This window comes from Pseudomonas sp. PDM03, from assembly GCF_014852385.1.
GTDB lineage: Bacteria > Pseudomonadota > Gammaproteobacteria > Pseudomonadales > Pseudomonadaceae > Aquipseudomonas > Aquipseudomonas migulae.
The window spans coordinates 194163-209251 of sequence record NZ_JACVBM010000006.1 but is presented as its reverse complement, the minus strand read 5'-3'; the positions used below and the strand labels follow the sequence as shown (position 1 = coordinate 209251).

Annotated in this window: 14 protein-coding genes; 10 read left to right on the top strand and 4 right to left on the bottom strand. The window is 58.6% G+C overall.

The genetic code is table 11. The annotated features are described in order from the left end of the window. Positions 1-102: 102 nt before the first annotated feature. Complete coding sequence (locus tag IB254_RS12165) at positions 103-1797, bottom strand: lactate permease LctP family transporter (protein WP_192417432.1); 1695 nt, start codon at positions 1795-1797, stop codon at positions 103-105. Between the two features lie 262 nt (positions 1798-2059). Here IB254_RS12165 and IB254_RS12160 point away from each other — a divergent pair, with 262 nt between their 5' ends. Beyond that, positions 2060-2827, top strand: a complete 768-nt coding sequence (locus tag IB254_RS12160) for a GntR family transcriptional regulator (RefSeq protein ID WP_192417431.1) — start codon at positions 2060-2062, stop codon at positions 2825-2827. Positions 2828-2920: 93 nt separating this feature from the next. Here the strand turns inward: IB254_RS12160 and smpB are convergent, their stop codons facing one another. After that, a complete protein-coding gene (gene smpB / locus IB254_RS12155; protein WP_008029800.1) occupies positions 2921-3403 on the bottom strand; it encodes an SsrA-binding protein SmpB in 483 nt (160 codons plus the stop codon). A 118-nt stretch (positions 3404-3521) separates the two neighbouring features. Here smpB and IB254_RS12150 point away from each other — a divergent pair, with 118 nt between their 5' ends. Genes IB254_RS12150 through IB254_RS12140 form a run of 3 tightly spaced genes read left to right on the top strand, consistent with a single transcriptional unit; the run spans position 3522 to position 5674 of the window. Further along, positions 3522-4925: a sodium-dependent transporter gene (locus tag IB254_RS12150; protein WP_192417430.1), complete on the top strand. Its 1404-nt coding sequence runs from the start codon at positions 3522-3524 to the stop codon at positions 4923-4925. 7 nt (positions 4926-4932) lie between these two features. Next, positions 4933-5367 (top strand): type II toxin-antitoxin system RatA family toxin, encoded by a 435-nt coding sequence (locus IB254_RS12145; RefSeq protein ID WP_008029796.1) that lies wholly within the window; start codon positions 4933-4935, stop codon positions 5365-5367. Further along, a complete protein-coding gene (locus IB254_RS12140; protein ID WP_192417429.1) occupies positions 5360-5674 on the top strand; it encodes an RnfH family protein in 315 nt (104 codons plus the stop codon). Before IB254_RS12145 ends, IB254_RS12140 begins: the two co-directional genes overlap by 8 nt. A gap of 61 nt (positions 5675-5735) precedes the next feature. Here IB254_RS12140 and IB254_RS12135 read toward each other — a convergent pair whose 3' ends face one another. Continuing rightward, on the bottom strand, positions 5736-6263 hold the full coding sequence (locus IB254_RS12135; protein ID WP_008029791.1) for an outer membrane protein assembly factor BamE: 528 nt from the start codon (positions 6261-6263) through the stop codon (positions 5736-5738). 97 nt (positions 6264-6360) lie between these two features. On the opposite strand from IB254_RS12135, the gene fur reads away from it, so the two are divergent. Further along, positions 6361-6765: a ferric iron uptake transcriptional regulator gene (gene fur / locus IB254_RS12130; protein ID WP_064679800.1), complete on the top strand. Its 405-nt coding sequence runs from the start codon at positions 6361-6363 to the stop codon at positions 6763-6765. A gap of 75 nt (positions 6766-6840) precedes the next feature. Here the strand turns inward: fur and recN are convergent, their stop codons facing one another. Beyond that, complete coding sequence (gene recN, locus IB254_RS12125; RefSeq protein ID WP_007942901.1) at positions 6841-8514, bottom strand: DNA repair protein RecN; 1674 nt, start codon at positions 8512-8514, stop codon at positions 6841-6843. 241 nt (positions 8515-8755) lie between these two features. Here recN and grpE point away from each other — a divergent pair, with 241 nt between their 5' ends. The 5 genes from grpE to carA all read left to right on the top strand — a co-directional run bounded on the left by grpE (position 8756) and on the right by carA (position 14975). Beyond that, positions 8756-9322, top strand: a complete 567-nt coding sequence (gene grpE, locus IB254_RS12120; protein ID WP_008029789.1) for a nucleotide exchange factor GrpE — start codon at positions 8756-8758, stop codon at positions 9320-9322. A 102-nt stretch (positions 9323-9424) separates the two neighbouring features. Further along, positions 9425-11341 (top strand): molecular chaperone DnaK, encoded by a 1917-nt coding sequence (dnaK, locus tag IB254_RS12115; protein WP_008029786.1) that lies wholly within the window; start codon positions 9425-9427, stop codon positions 11339-11341. Positions 11342-11638: 297 nt separating this feature from the next. Further along, positions 11639-12763: a molecular chaperone DnaJ gene (gene dnaJ / locus IB254_RS12110; RefSeq protein WP_008029785.1), complete on the top strand. Its 1125-nt coding sequence runs from the start codon at positions 11639-11641 to the stop codon at positions 12761-12763. 9 nt (positions 12764-12772) lie between these two features. Then, positions 12773-13579, top strand: a complete 807-nt coding sequence (gene dapB, locus IB254_RS12105; RefSeq protein WP_192417428.1) for a 4-hydroxy-tetrahydrodipicolinate reductase — start codon at positions 12773-12775, stop codon at positions 13577-13579. A 259-nt stretch (positions 13580-13838) separates the two neighbouring features. Continuing rightward, positions 13839-14975, top strand: a complete 1137-nt coding sequence (gene carA, locus IB254_RS12100) for a glutamine-hydrolyzing carbamoyl-phosphate synthase small subunit (protein ID WP_192417427.1) — start codon at positions 13839-13841, stop codon at positions 14973-14975. Positions 14976-15089 lie beyond the last annotated feature (114 nt).

Genomic DNA, 15089 nt, shown 5'->3' with positions numbered 1-15089 from the left:
ATATAGAGAGAGATTCTTTCAGCAGCCTTACAGACCGGGTTGTGAATAGCTGACGCCGGAATCGTGGTCCGGCGTCGGTTTTTGCGTTTTTTCTTGTAGTACTTAGTGCACCAGCATGCCGGTGAACCAGTAGGCCTGAGCCAAGGTGATCAGGCCGACGATGGTTGCGAAGAACAGGCTGTGCTTGAGGGTGAAACGGAACAGGTCCGATTCCTTGCCGACCAGACCGGTCGCGGCGCAGGCCACGGCGATCGATTGTGGCGAGATCATCTTGCCGGTCACGCCGCCGCTGGTGTTTGCCGCCACCAACAAGGTGTCGTTGACGCCGATCTGGTGCGCGGTGGTCGCTTGCAACGAGCTGAACAGCGCGTTGGACGAGGTGTCGGAACCGGTCAGGAACACACCCAGCCAGCCAAGGAACGGCGAGAAGAACGGGAACGCCGCGCCGGTGCCTGCCAATACCAGCGCCATGGTCGACGACATGCCCGAGTAGTTGGTGACGAAGGCAAACGCCAACACCATGCCGATGGACAGGATCGGCCAGCGCAGCTCGTAGAACGTCTCTCTAAAAGTGGTCAGACCAGTTTTTACGTTGATCTTCAACACCAGCATCGAGATCAGTGCGGAGAAGAAAATCGCCGTGCCGGTCGCGGAAATCGGATCGAGTTTGAACACGGCCGGGATGGCGGTCGGAGCGGTCACGATTGGTGCGACCTTGATCACCATTTGGTCCAGGTGCGGAATGGCGAAGTTGAACACCCAGCTGTACATCGAGCCGCCGGCGGCGAACATCGCCTTGAACGGCTTCAGGGTCCAGATGGTGACCAGCACGGTGAGGATCAGGAATGGCGACCAGGCTTTGAAAATTTCACCGAGGCTGTAAGGCGAGGCCACGGTTGTGCGCGGCTGGCCGAAACCGCCGGCGCTGGCGGTCACAACGGAGGCCGAAACGGCGCCGACGATGTGTTGGCCTGCGGCGCGTTTCGGCTGCCAGACTTTCAGGAACAGCGTCAGGGAAATCAGGCTGGCCAGGGCCGAGGTGATGTCCGGCAGTTCCGGGCCGATGAAGTTCGACGTGAAGTATTGGGTGATGGCGAAGCTCAAACCGGCCACCAGTGCTGCTGGCCAGGTTTCCCGCACGCCGCGCAGGCCGTCCATCATGAACACCAGCCAGAACGGGACGAACAGCGACAGCAGCGGCAGTTGGCGACCGGTCATGGCGCCGATCTTGAACGCGTCGATACCGGTCACTTGCCCGGCCACGATGATCGGAATCCCCAAAGCGCCGAAGGCCACTGGCGCGGTATTGGCGATCAGGCACAGGCCTGCGGCGTACAGCGGGTTGAAGCCGAGTCCTACAAGGAGGGCGGCGGTAATCGCTACCGGTGCGCCGAAACCGGCTGCACCTTCAAGGAATGCACCGAAGCAGAAGCCGATCAGCAGCACCTGCAAACGCTGGTCGTCGGTGATCGACAGGACGGAGCTGCGAATCACCTCGAACTGACCACTCTTGACCGTCAGTTTGTAGAGGAACACGGCGGCGACGATGATCCACGCAATCGGCCACAGGCCGTAGGCGAAGCCATACCCGGCGGCGGCGAATGCCATATCGACCGGCATCTGGAACGCGAAGATGGCCACCGCAATGGACAAGGCCAGCGTGATGCTGCCGGCCACGTGCCCTTTGAGTCGGAACACGGCCAACGCCAGGAAGAAAAACACGATGGGGATAACGGCTGCGAGCGCGGAAAAGCCGAGGCTGCCGAGCGGGGTATAGAGCTGTTGCCAGGTTTGCATATGGGGTGGCCCCTAATTGTTGTTGGTCAGGCACTGATCAGCGTTCTTGGATAATTGGTAATACCAATTTACAATCGCTGTTCGCTAGGGTAAAAGCCTTGTAGGCGGCGTGTCAATTTGCCGCCCTAAAACTTTTGTCGAACAAGCGCTGTGGCGCCTGTTTGAGCCGGTCGTACAAATGCCGTCTGGTAGGTGCTGGCAAAGCGCCGATAGGCCAGAATAGAGAGCCCGGCGAGCCGTCGGGATCGTGGAGAATTGAGTTATGGGGTTTGATCAAATTCGTCAGCGCCGTTTGTCTGACGATATTGTCGAGCAGCTCGAGGGGATGATCCTCGAGGGCACGCTCAAGGCTGGTGAGCGCTTGCCGGCCGAGCGCGCATTGGCCGAGCAGTTCGGCGTGTCACGCCCTTCGTTGCGCGAAGCGATTCAGAAGCTGGCGGCCAAGGGCTTGCTGGTCAGCCGCCAGGGTGGCGGCAACTATGTGGTGGAGTCACTGGGCACGACCTTCAGTGATCCGCTGCTTCATCTGCTTGAAAGCAACCCTGAGGCCCAGCGCGATCTGCTGGAGTTTCGCCATACCCTGGAAGCGTCCTGCGCCTATTACGCAGCAATGCGGGCGACAGATGTCGATCGCGAGCGGCTGACCGCGGCCTTCAATGAATTGCAGGACTGCTACACCCGTCACGATGAAGTGAGTCGGGCGGAAGAGGGGGCGGCGGACGCGAAGTTTCACTTGGCAATCGCCGAAGCCAGTCACAACGCGGTGTTGCTGCACACCATTCGCGGGCTGTTCGATCTGCTCAAACGCAACGTGGTGACCAACATTGGCGGCATGTACAAACAGCGCACGGAAACCCGCGACATGCTGATCACGCAGCATCGGGAGTTGTACATGGCGATTGTCGAGGGAAGGGCGGAGCAGGCGCGGGAAGTTTCCAGTCGACACATTCTGTATGTACAGGAGGTGCTGGAAGAGGTGCGTCAGGAAGTGCAGCGCGTGGCCCGGGCGGAGCGGCGCAAGGGGATGTAGTCATGAAACATTCGCGGGCAAGCCTCGCTCCTACAGGATCGCGTGATCTGTAGGAGCGAGGCTTGCCCGCGAAGAGGGCCTCAAGGCGAAAAATTACTCTTCCTTGCCCTTGTTGCGCACCGCTCGCTGCAACTCGCGACCGGCGTCGCGTTCGCGTTCGGTATCACGCTTGTCGTATTCCTTCTTGCCCTTGCCCAGAGCGATCTCGCACTTGACCATGTGCTTGCTCCAGTACCAGGACAGGCATACGCAGGCGTAACCCTTTTGCTGCACGGCGGCGGCCAGCTTTTCCAGCTCGCGGCGGTTGAGCAGCAATTTGCGGGTGCGCGTCGGATCGGCGATGACGTGCGTGCTGGCGGTCGTCAGGGGCGTAATGTGGCTGCCGAGCAGCCAGGCTTCGCCATCCTTGAGCAGCACGTAACTGTCGACCAGTTGCAGCTTGCTTGCCCGCAGACTTTTTACTTCCCAGCCGGCCAGGACCAGACCAGCCTCGAACCGATGTTCGATGAAGTAATCGTGTCGCGCCTTTTTATTCTGCGCGATGGTCCCTGTTGGGTGTTTCTTCTGTTTAGCCATAGGGGCGGCATTATAGGGAGTTGCACGCGAGTCGGCTACGGTGATGCTGCGTGCTTGAGCAGGTTGATTGAATCCCGGACAATGCGCCCTCTTTTTTCAATGCTTGGACGTGGTAACGATGTCGACTGACAAGGTTTCTGTCCACGGCAGTTGGGCTAGCCGCTGGGTCTTCATACTCGCCGCGACCGGTTCGGCCGTGGGCCTGGGTAGCATCTGGAAGTTCCCGTACATGGTCGGGGTCTACGGCGGCGGTGCCTTTGTATTGATGTTCCTGGCCTGTATCGCACTGATCGGCGTACCGGTCATGCTGGCTGAAACCCTGATCGGCCGGCGCGCCCGGCAAAGTCCGGCCAATGCCTTGAAGGCGCTGGCGCTGGAGGCCGGGCATTCGGGCAAGTGGTCCTGGGGCGCATTCGCCGGGATGATCACGGCGTTGCTGATCCTGTCTTTCTATAGCGTCGTCGGTGGTTGGTCGCTGGATTACATCATCGACATGGGGCGCGGCGACTTTCAGGGGGTAACGCCGGATCAGGTCGGTGCGTACTTTGGCAAGGTGATCGCCGATCCATGGCGCCTGACACTTTGGCATACGATTTTTATGCTGTTGTCCGCCGTCGTCATCGCCAGGGGCGTAGTCGCCGGCCTTGAACGCAGCCTGCGCATCATGATGCCGCTGCTCTTCGTGATGATTCTGGTGCTGCTGGGTTACAGCATGACCACAGGCCATTTCATGGAGGGCGTGCATTTCATGTTCGACTTCCATCCGGAAAAAGTCCTCGACGGCTTGCTGCCGGCCATGGGGCACGCGTTCTTTTCTCTGAGCGTAGGCGTTGGTTCGATCATGATTTATGGCGCCTACATGCCGAAACACTCGTCGATCTCCGGCACCGTGGTTGGTGTCGCGCTGCTCGATACCTTTGTTTCGCTGGTCGCGGGCCTGGCATTGTTTCCGATTGTGTTCGCTGCCGGCCTGAATCCGAGCGAGGGCCCTGGCCTGATGTTCGTCAGCCTGCCATTTGCCTTTGGCAACGTAGCGTTTGGCCAGTTGATGGGGGTAGTGTTCTTCGTCCTGGTCGCGATTGCAGCCTGGAGTTCGGCGATTTCATTGCTCGAACCGATGGTGGCTTACCTGGTTGAGCGCACTAAAGTCAGCCGCGCGTGGGTGACTTTCTGGCTGGCGTTCACCTGCTGGTTCGTCGGTCTGGGCACGGTGTTTTCCTTCAATATCTGGAAGGAAGCCAAGTTTTTCGTGAACGAAGGCGGGATGTTCCATCTCTATCAGTGGGGTGCGGCCGGCGGTCTGGATTTCTTTGGTGTGATCGATTTCTTTACCTCGCGGATCATGTTGCCACTCGGTGGTTTGTGTTTCGTGGTGTTTGCAGGATGGGTGATGGGGCGTGAAGCGGTGCGCGACGAGTTGTCGATCCGCAACCCCATGCTGTTCAATCTGTCCCTGTTTTTGATGCGCTATGTGGCGCCCATCGGCATTCTTGTAGTGTTTGCCGCCCAGCTGTGGAAGTGACGCTGACATGACGACACACATTCAACGTTCGGCTCTGCTGCCGTACCCGGCACAAGCGTTGTATGACCTGGTCAATGACGTGGCACGTTACCCGGAGTTTTTGCCGTGGTGCTCGTCGGCCGAAGTCCTGGAAAACTCCCCCGAGTACATGCGCGCGAGCGTTGGCGTGGCCAAGGGTGGCCTCAGTCAGCATTTCGTGACGCGTAACACTCTGGTCCCCGGGCAATCGATCGAGATGAATCTCGAGGAAGGCCCATTCACGCAGTTGCATGGCATTTGGGTGTTCAAGGCGTTGACCGACAAGGCCTGCAAGATCAGCCTGGACCTGTCGTTCGATTACGCCGGGCCGATTGTTCGCGCGACCCTGGGGCCATTGTTCAATCAGGCGGCCAATACGCTGGTGGATGCGTTCTGCCAGCGCGCCAAACAGATACATGGTTAAGCCCGTGATCGAAATCGAGGTGGTGTATGCCGCCGTTGATCGTCAGGTGCTTCGCTGTGTGACGGTGCCCGCAGACACAACAGTGCGCGCAGCGCTGCTTGATTCGGGAATAGGCGAAGCGTTTCCAGAGCTGGATCTGGGCGAATGCCCTGTCGGGATTTTCGGCAAGGTGATTGCCGATCCGGATACACACCAGGTTCGGGCGGGGGATCGTATCGAGATCTATCGGCCTTTGCTGGCCGATCCGAAAGAGGTTCGCCGGTTGCGCGCAGCCAAGGCTGCCGAGGCAAAAGCCCGAAATCAGTGACCTGGTTAAATGCCAGACAATAAAAAACCCGGACATTCCGGGTTTTTTATTGCGTCGCAAATTATTGCGGCGAAGTTTCCAGCGGTTCTGGCGTCGGGACTGGAACGGTTTCTACGCCGTCCACGTCCTTCTGGATCTGATCCAGCAACGAACCTGGCTTGACCGGTTTTTCCGGTTTCGGCTTCTCGGCGTTTTCAACAGGTGCGGTCACATTAGTGCCACTGTCCTTGCCGAGAATGGCTTCGTCCCGGCTCACGCCTGGCATGAAATCACCAGAGAGGCTGACAAGTTGGTCATTTGGGTTGAAGATAACGCTAATGCGTTCCTGTTGGCGTTCACCGCCACCGGGTTGCAGGCTGTACAGATAATCCCAGCGATCGGCATGGAACGTGTCGGTCAACAGGGGGTTGCCCATGATAAACCGTACTTGCTTACGGGTCATTCCCGGGCGTAACTGGTTTATCATGTCCTGCGTGACGACATTGCCCTGCTGGATGTCGATTTTGTAAACCCCGGGGAATGAACAACCGGCGAGTGCGAGCAGTCCCACAAAGGTGAAACTGGTTAGCAAGAGCTTGGTGTTTTGCATCGGTGGGCGACTTCCACTATCTTGGCTGGGACAACGTAAACGCCGATCATACCCGCATTAAGAGAAGCTGCGAAGCAGCATCGCGAGAAAGCTGACCATGGTTGAAAATAGCGAACTACGCAAAGCCGGTCTCAAAGTGACCCTTCCACGGGTCAAAATTCTGCAAATGCTCGATTCCGCCGCGCAACGCCACATGAGTGCCGAGGATGTTTACAAGGCGCTGATGGAGGCTGGTGAGGACGTCGGTCTGGCCACGGTTTACCGTGTACTGACTCAGTTCGAGGCAGCTGGCCTTGTGGTGCGGCACAACTTCGACGGAGGCCATGCGGTCTTCGAGCTGGATGACGGCAAGCATCACGACCATATGGTCAACGTCGAAACCAGCGAAGTGATCGAATTCTTCGACGAAGAAATCGAGCGCCTGCAGAAAGCCATCGTCGACAAGTACGGTTTCGAGATGGTCGATCACAATCTGGTGCTGTACGTGCGCAAGAAAAAGTAAGCATGTCGCGCGAATTTCACATTCGCGAAACGAACGAAGGCGACCCCAGGGTCGCCTTCGTGCTGTCTGCCGTTCTTAAATCTTTGCGGTAACGACCATTTTTTTCGCGTGCGCCAGGGATTCCTTGGTGAGGTCGATGCCGCCCAGCATCCGCGCGACTTCTTCAACGCGATCATTCTTGCTCAGCTTGGAGACGGCCGTGTGGGTCGCCTCTTCGCCACGCACCTTGTGCACAAATAGATGCTGATGCCCTTGCGCCGCCACTTGCGGCAAGTGAGTCACTGTCAGCACCTGTCCGCGCTCACCGAGGCGACGCAGTAACTGGCCGACAATTTCGGCCGTCGGGCCGCCGATGCCGACGTCCACTTCGTCGAATACCAGGGTTGGCACCCGTGAGGTCTGTGCGGTGATCACCTGAATCGCCAGGCTGATCCGCGACAGCTCACCACCCGAGGCTACTTTGGCCAAAGCTTTCAAGGGCTGGCCGGGGTTGGCGCTGACCAGCAGTTCTACCTGTTCGAGCCCGTTAGGCAGCAGCTCATCGCTGCTGTTGGGGCGCAACTCGATGGTGAAGCGGCCGCCGGGCATGCCCAGTCGCTGGATTTCCTGCTCCACGGCGCTGGCCAGGCTGCTGGAGGCTTGGTGGCGCAAATCGCTCAGTTCGCGAGCCTTCTCCTGATAATGGCGGGCATAAGAGGCCAGTTCATCGCTCAGGCGCTCGATGGATTCATCATTGGCATTGAGGGTTTCAATTTCATCCAGCAAGCGCTGCTGCATCTCGGCGACCTCGGTCGGCTGGATGCGGTGCTTGCGCGCCATGGTGTAGATCGCATCGAGGCGTTCTTCCAGGTACTGCAAGCGCGCCGGGTCGGCATCGAAGTTATCGAGGAAGCGATTCAGTTCGCCCACGGCCTCTTCAACCTGGATCTGCGCACTGGTCAGCAAGCTGCTGGCTTCGCCCAGCGCGCCGATCGAGTTGTTCACGCTCGACAGGCGGTTGAGGCTGGCGGTCAGGGCGTTCAGGACATTGCCTGAATCACTTTCGCTGCATTGTTCGACCACTTGCCGGCAGATGCCCAGCAGGGTTTCGGCGTTGGTCAGGTTCTTGTGTTCCTGCTCCAGCTGCTCCAGCTCGTTGTCACCGAGGCCGAGATTTTCCAGCTCTTCGAGTTGATAGCTGAGCAGTTGATGGCGGGCGCGTTGTTCGTCGCCGGAGTTGGAGAGGCGCTCCAGTTCCTGGCGAGTCTGGCGCCAGCGTTGGGCGGCCAATTGCACCTGGCGGGCAAGGTCGGTGGCGCCGGCGTATTCGTCGAGCAGGCGGCGGTGGGTGTCGGTCTTGAGCAGGGATTGGTGCTCATGCTGGCTGTGGATATCGATCAACAACTCGCCCAAGGCCTTGAGATCGCCGAGCGGGCAGGGCGTGCCATTGATATAGCCGCGGGAGCGCCCTTCAGCGGTGATCACCCGGCGCAAGATGCACGGGCCGTCGCTTTCAAGGTCGCGCTCGGCCAGCCAGGCACTGGCTTCGGGAATATCGACCAGGTCGAAGGTGGCCAGGATGTCGGCCTTGTCGGCGCCCGGGCGGACCACGCCACTGTCGGCGCGATCGCCCAGGGTCAGGCCGAGGGCGTCGAGCATGATCGACTTGCCTGCGCCGGTTTCCCCTGTGATCACACTCATCCCGCGATCGAGTTCGAGATCGAGATGTTCAACGATGGCGTAATTGTGTACGGACAGGTGCACCAGCATAAAGGCCGCTCCCAGGCTTTAGGTCTGGTTATTTATACAGTGTTTTATTTGCGGCTGACAATGCCCTCTCTTAGCTCGATTTGATTGATCCGACGAAATCGTTAGCGCATCGGGAAATGACAATGCAGCTGTTTTTTGTAGGGTTAATCACAACAAACCCCTTGAAGCTGATTTTTGCGGCCCCATATAGCTGGGCAGAAGCGCGAGTTGAGCTCGCGGACGATATTGAAAGGAGAAATCTATGGCTGACGAACAGACAGTGGATACGCAAAATCAAGAAGCCAACCAGGGCTCCGCGGCTTCGGGTGAAGACCTCGCGGCTCGTGTACAAGTGCTCGAAGAGCAACTGGCAGGCGCGCAGGATCAGGCTTTGCGTGTTGCCGCCGATCTGCAGAACGTCCGCCGTCGCGCCGAGCAGGATGTTGAAAAGGCTCACAAATTCGCTCTGGAAAAATTTGCCGGTGATCTGCTGCCGATCATCGACAGCCTTGAGCGTGGTCTCGAGTTGTCCAACCCGGACGATGAAAGCATCCGCCCAATGCGCGAAGGCATCGAGCTGACCTTGAAAATGTTCCAGGACACCCTGAAGCGTTATCAGCTGGAAGCGATCGATCCGCATGGCGAACCGTTCAACGCCGTTCTTCATCAGGCAATGGCCATGCAGGAAAGCGCTGACGTCGAGCCGAACAGCGTGCTCAAGGTGTTCCAGAAGGGCTATCAGCTCAATGGTCGTCTGCTGCGCCCGGCCATGGTCGTGGTCAGCAAGGCACCGGCACCGGTTTCGCCTTCGATTGACGAGCAGGCTTGAAATTAGCCGCAAGGCCCCCATTTAGAAGTCAAGCGTTTAAGTGCTACCGCAGTTAGCCACCACTGCTGCGGCAACCAAATCCAAAGTTTCGGGAGAGTGAACATGGGCAAAATTATCGGTATCGACCTGGGGACTACCAACTCCTGCGTCTCCGTGCTTGAAAACGGCGTAGCCAAAGTTATTGAAAACGCTGAAGGCGCGCGTACCACGCCGTCGATCATCGCTTACGCCAACGACGGCGAAATCCTCGTTGGTCAGTCGGCCAAGCGTCAGGCTGTGACCAATCCGCACAACACCCTGTATGCGGTGAAGCGTCTGATCGGTCGTAAGTTCGACGAAGAAGTCGTACAGAAAGACATCAAGATGGTCCCTTACAAAATCGCCAAGGCTGACAACGGCGACGCTTGGGTTGAAGTGAACGGCCAGAAAATGTCGCCGCCACAGATCTCGGCTGAAATTCTGAAGAAAATGAAGAAGACCGCCGAAGACTACCTCGGCGAGCCAGTGACCGAAGCGGTGATCACCGTTCCGGCCTACTTCAACGACAGCCAGCGCCAGGCGACCAAAGACGCCGGCCGCATCGCGGGTCTGGACGTTAAACGTATCATCAACGAACCAACCGCAGCCGCTCTGGCTTACGGTATGGACAAGGCGAAAGGCGATCACACCGTGATCGTTTACGACTTGGGCGGCGGTACTTTCGACGTTTCCGTGATCGAAATCGCTGAAGTCGATGGCGAGCACCAGTTCGAAGTATTGGCCACCAACGGTGACACGTTCCTGGGCGGTGAAGACTTTGACATTCGTCTGATCGACTACCTCGTCGACGAATTCAAGAAAGAAAGCGGCATGAACCTCAAAGGTGATCCGCTGGCCATGCAGCGCCTGAAAGAAGCCGCTGAGAAAGCCAAGATCGAACTGTCTTCGAGCATGTCGACCGACGTGAACCTGCCGTACATCACTGCAGACGCCACCGGTCCTAAGCACTTGAACGTGAAAATCTCCCGCGCCAAGCTGGAAGCGCTGGTTGAAGACCTGGTTCAACGCACCATCGAACCTTGCCGTATCGCTCTGAAAGACTCCGGCATCGAAGTTGGCTCGATCAACGACGTGATCCTGGTAGGCGGTCAGACCCGTATGCCACTGGTTCAGAAGCTGGTGACCGAGTTCTTCGGTAAAGAAGCACGTAAAGACGTGAACCCGGACGAAGCTGTTGCCATGGGTGCTGCTATCCAGGGCGCCGTATTGGCCGGTGACGTGAAAGACGTTCTGCTGCTGGACGTCAGCCCGCTGACCCTGGGTATCGAAACCATGGGTGGCGTGATGACCGCGCTGATCGAGAAAAACACCACGATTCCTACCAAGAAATCGCAAGTGTTCTCGACTGCCGACGACAACCAGGGCGCCGTGACCATCCACGTGCTGCAAGGCGAGCGTAAGCAAGCCGCCCAGAACAAGTCCCTGGGCAAGTTCGACCTGGCCGAGATTCCACCAGCACCACGTGGCGTGCCACAAATCGAAGTGACCTTCGACATCGACGCCAACGGCATCCTGCACGTAGGCGCCAAAGACAAGGCCACCGGCAAGGCTCAATCGATCGTGATCAAGGCAAACTCCGGTTTGTCCGATGAAGAGATCGAGAAAATGATTCGCGATGCTGAAGCGAACTCCGAGGAAGACCGCAAGTTCGAAGAGCTGGCCACTGCCCGCAACCAGGGCGATGCACTGGTTCACTCGACTCGCAAAATGGTCACTGAGGCAGGCGATAAAGTGACTGCTGAAGAGAAGACTGCAATCGAAGCTGCTGTTGTTGCTCTGGAAGCCGCTGTTAAAGGCGACGACAAAGCTGCAATCGAAGCCAAGGTTGAAGAGCTGTCGAAAGTCTCCGCTCCAGTGGCGCAGAAGATGTACGCCGAACAGGCTCAGCCTGCTGAAGGCGCAGCACCGCACGACGAAAAAGCTGAAAAAGCCGACGACGTTGTCGATGCCGAGTTCGAAGAAGTCAAAGACCACAAGTAAGTTGTTGGTCGCCCGGTTGACTGCCTTTAGGCGGTGACTGGTAGGATGTCGCCGCGCGGGAGCCTGCTCCCGCGTTGGCGTGTCTGGAGTACACGAATTTTTACAGCATGCGACAACGCTCGTGTGCTGGCGGTATGGCCGGGAATGCTCCTGCTTTTCGAGCCGAAAGTACCGCAATGAATCAAAGACCAGGATCGTTGAATTGACGTGAGTTGGGTCCGGGCCTGTATTGGGGCTCAACGAGTTCGGCAGGGCTCAGGAGAGGTTTGCCGAACGTCCTTAAGAGTGCAAAGACTTATGGCAAAGCGTGACTATTACGAAGTATTGGGTGTTGAGCGTGGCACAAGCGAAGCGGACCTGAAAAAGGCCTACCGTCGCTTGGCGATGAAGCACCACCCGGACCGTAATCCCGATGACAAAGCGTCGGAAGAGATGTTCAAGGAGGCCAACGAGGCCTACGAAGTGCTGTCCGATTCCAGCAAGCGCGCGGCGTACGACCAATACGGTCATGCCGGTGTCGACCCAAGCATGGGCGGCGGCGGTGCCGGGTTTGGCGGTCAGAACTTCTCCGACATCTTTGGCGATGTCTTCAGTGACTTCTTCGGCGGCGGTCGCGGCGGTGCTCGTGGCGGCGCTCAGCGCGGCAGCGACCTGCGTTACACCCTGGAACTGAATCTGGAAGAAGCGGTACGCGGTACCACCGTGAATATCCGCGTTCCGACACTGGTCAACTGCAAGCCGTGCGATGGCTCGGGTGCCAAGAAAGGCTCTTCGCCAGTCACTTGCCCGACGTGCGGCGGTATCGGTCAGGTCCGCATGCAGCAAGGTTTCTTCTCGGTGCAGCAGACCTGCCCGCGCTGCCATGGCCAGGGCAAGATCATTTCCGACCCGTGCAACTCCTGCAACGGTGACGGTCGCGTTGAAGAGTACAAAACCCTTTCCGTGAAAGTGCCGGCCGGTGTCGACACCGGTGACCGCATTCGCCTGTCCGGCGAAGGCGAGGCGGGCGCTCAGGGTGGTCCGACGGGCGATCTCTACGTGGTGATCAACGTGCGCGAGCACGCGATCTTCCAGCGTGACGGCAAGCACTTGTTCTGCGAAGTGCCGATCAGTTTCGTCGATGCGGCGCTGGGTGGCGAGCTGGAGATTCCGACCCTTGATGGTCGGGTCAAGCTGAAGATCCCTGAGGGGACTCAGACCGGCAAGCAGTTCCGTGTTCGCGGCAAAGGCGTTGCGCCTGTGCGTGGCGGCGGTGCCGGTGACCTGATGTGCCGTGTTGCGGTGGAAACCCCGGTCAATCTGGGCCGTCGTCAGCGCGAATTGCTGGAAGAGTTCCGCAGCTCCCTGGCAGACGACAACAGCCATTCGCCGAAAACCACCGGTTGGTTCGAAGGCGTGAAGCGCTTCTTCGGCGATCTGTAAGGAGTGAGCATGCGACGTATAGCTGTGATGGGCGCCGCTGGCCGCATGGGCAAGATCCTGGTTGAAGCGGTGCAGCAACGTGCACCGCTGACCGGTCTGACAGCCGCCATCGTGCGCCCCGGCAGCACGCTGATTGGCGTGGATGCGGGCGAGCTGGCTTCGCTGGGGCGTATCGGTGTGCCGCTGTCCGGTAATCTGGATGCGGTCGCGGATGAATTCGATGTGTTGATCGATTTCACGCTGCCGGAAGTCATGCTGAAAAACCTGGCGTTCTGCCGCAAGGCGGGCAAAGCCATGGTCATCGGCACGACGGGGCTCGATGCTGCGCAGAAGCAGTTGCTGGCTGAGGCGGGCAAGGACATTCCTATCGTGTTCGCGGCCAACTTCAGTGTTGGTGTGAACCTGTCGCTGAAGCTGCTCGACATGGCTGCGCGCGTGCTGGGTGATGATGCAGACATCGAAATCATCGAAGCTCATCATCGGCACAAGATCGATGCGCCTTCCGGCACCGCCCTGCGTATGGGGGAGGTGATTGCCGGTGCGCTGGATCGTGACCTGCAGAAGGTCGCGGTCTACGGGCGTGAAGGTCACACCGGTGTGCGCGAGCGTGAAACGATCGGTTTTGCCACTGTGCGCGGCGGTGATGTGGTCGGTGATCACACCGTGCTGTTCGCCTGTGAGGGCGAGCGCCTGGAAATCACGCATAAAGCGTCCAGTCGCATGACCTTCGCCAAGGGCGCTGTACGTGCGGCGTTGTGGCTGGACAGTCGTGAGCCTGGCCTCTACGACATGCAAGACGTGCTCGACCTGCGTTAAGATGCAGCCGAAACCGGGTTCCAACATTACGTTTGGGCCCGGTTTTATTACGCCAAGCGACGTCCTGTCGCATTCTCCGGCCTTTAGGGCTCATTGGCGGTAGACCAAAAAAGCCTTTTTCTGTAAGCTACAGCTTTAGTGTGTCCACTAAAAGCGCGCAGAATAATTCAGTGAAGAAGCGGGGTGACGTGTCCATACGTCACTCCGCTTTTTTACAACCTGCGATCGCCCTTTCAGGCTTTATTTACGGGAGGTCTTCTTGACTAAGCCAGCCATACTCGCCCTTGCTGATGGCAGCATTTTTCGCGGCGAAGCCATTGGAGCCGACGGTCAAACCGTTGGTGAGGTGGTGTTTAACACCGCAATGACCGGCTATCAGGAAATCCTTACCGATCCTTCCTACGCCCAACAGATCGTTACCCTGACTTACCCGCACATCGGCAACACCGGCACCACGCCGGAAGACGCCGAGTCCGACCGCGTCTGGTCCGCTGGCCTGGTCATCCGTGACCTGCCGCTGGTTGCGAGCAACTGGCGTAACACGATGTCCCTGTCCGACTACCTGAAAGCCAACAACGTTGTGGCAATCGCCGGTATCGACACCCGCCGCCTGACGCGCATCCTGCGTGAAAAAGGCGCGCAGAACGGCTGCATCATGGCCGGTGACAACATTTCCGAAGAAGCTGCCATCGCCGCGGCTCAAGGCTTCCCTGGCCTCAAAGGCATGGACCTGGCGAAAGTCGTCAGCACCAAGGAAACCTACGAGTGGCGCTCGACTGTCTGGGAGTTGAAGACCGACAGCCACGCGACCGTCGACGCTTCCGAGCTGCCGTACCACGTGGTTGCCTACGACTACGGCGTCAAGCTCAACATCCTGCGCATGCTGGTCGAGCGCGGTTGCCGTGTGACTGTGGTGCCGGCGCAAACGCCTGCTGCTGACGTGCTGGCGATGAAGCCGGACGGCGTGTTCCTGTCCAACGGCCCTGGCGACCCGGAGCCTTGCGACTACGCGATCCAGGCGATCAAGGACGTGCTGGAAACCGAGATTCCGGTATTCGGCATCTGCCTCGGTCACCAACTGCTGGCCCTGGCCTCCGGCGCCAAGACCCTGAAAATGGGTCACGGCCACCACGGTGCCAACCACCCGGTCCAGGATCTGGACAGCGGCGTGGTGATGATCACCAGCCAGAACCACGGTTTTGCGGTAGACGAAGCGACCCTGCCAGCCAACGTTCGTGCGATTCACAAATCGCTGTTCGACGGCACCCTGCAAGGCATCGAGCGTACCGACAAGAGCGCCTTCAGCTTCCAGGGTCACCCGGAAGCCAGCCCTGGCCCGAACGACGTAGCGCCATTGTTCGATCGCTTCATCAACGAAATGGCCAAGCGACGCTGATCGCTCGCCTTGATGCAGCAAAGCTTGAGGGCGGTCCCGACATCGGCGGCCCCCTCAAGGCTTCAAAGATTGAACAAGACGGCTTGCCGACTGACCTGCGGATTTGAGTGACAA

Excerpts from the sequence above, each read along its gene's own strand:
- IB254_RS12165 (WP_192417432.1), bottom strand. The coding sequence starts at position 1,797 with ATGCAAACCTGGCAACAGCTCTATACCCCGCTCGGCAGCCTCGGCTTT.
- IB254_RS12160 (WP_192417431.1), top strand. The coding sequence starts at position 2,060 with ATGGGGTTTGATCAAATTCGTCAGCGCCGTTTGTCTGACGATATTGTC.
- smpB (WP_008029800.1), bottom strand. The coding sequence starts at position 3,403 with ATGGCTAAACAGAAGAAACACCCAACAGGGACCATCGCGCAGAATAAA.
- IB254_RS12150 (WP_192417430.1), top strand. The coding sequence starts at position 3,522 with ATGTCGACTGACAAGGTTTCTGTCCACGGCAGTTGGGCTAGCCGCTGG.
- IB254_RS12145 (WP_008029796.1), top strand. The coding sequence starts at position 4,933 with ATGACGACACACATTCAACGTTCGGCTCTGCTGCCGTACCCGGCACAA.
- IB254_RS12140 (WP_192417429.1), top strand. The coding sequence starts at position 5,360 with ATGGTTAAGCCCGTGATCGAAATCGAGGTGGTGTATGCCGCCGTTGAT.
- IB254_RS12135 (WP_008029791.1), bottom strand. The coding sequence starts at position 6,263 with ATGCAAAACACCAAGCTCTTGCTAACCAGTTTCACCTTTGTGGGACTG.
- fur (WP_064679800.1), top strand. The coding sequence starts at position 6,361 with ATGGTTGAAAATAGCGAACTACGCAAAGCCGGTCTCAAAGTGACCCTT.
- recN (WP_007942901.1), bottom strand. The coding sequence starts at position 8,514 with ATGCTGGTGCACCTGTCCGTACACAATTACGCCATCGTTGAACATCTC.
- grpE (WP_008029789.1), top strand. The coding sequence starts at position 8,756 with ATGGCTGACGAACAGACAGTGGATACGCAAAATCAAGAAGCCAACCAG.
- dnaK (WP_008029786.1), top strand. The coding sequence starts at position 9,425 with ATGGGCAAAATTATCGGTATCGACCTGGGGACTACCAACTCCTGCGTC.
- dnaJ (WP_008029785.1), top strand. The coding sequence starts at position 11,639 with ATGGCAAAGCGTGACTATTACGAAGTATTGGGTGTTGAGCGTGGCACA.
- dapB (WP_192417428.1), top strand. The coding sequence starts at position 12,773 with ATGCGACGTATAGCTGTGATGGGCGCCGCTGGCCGCATGGGCAAGATC.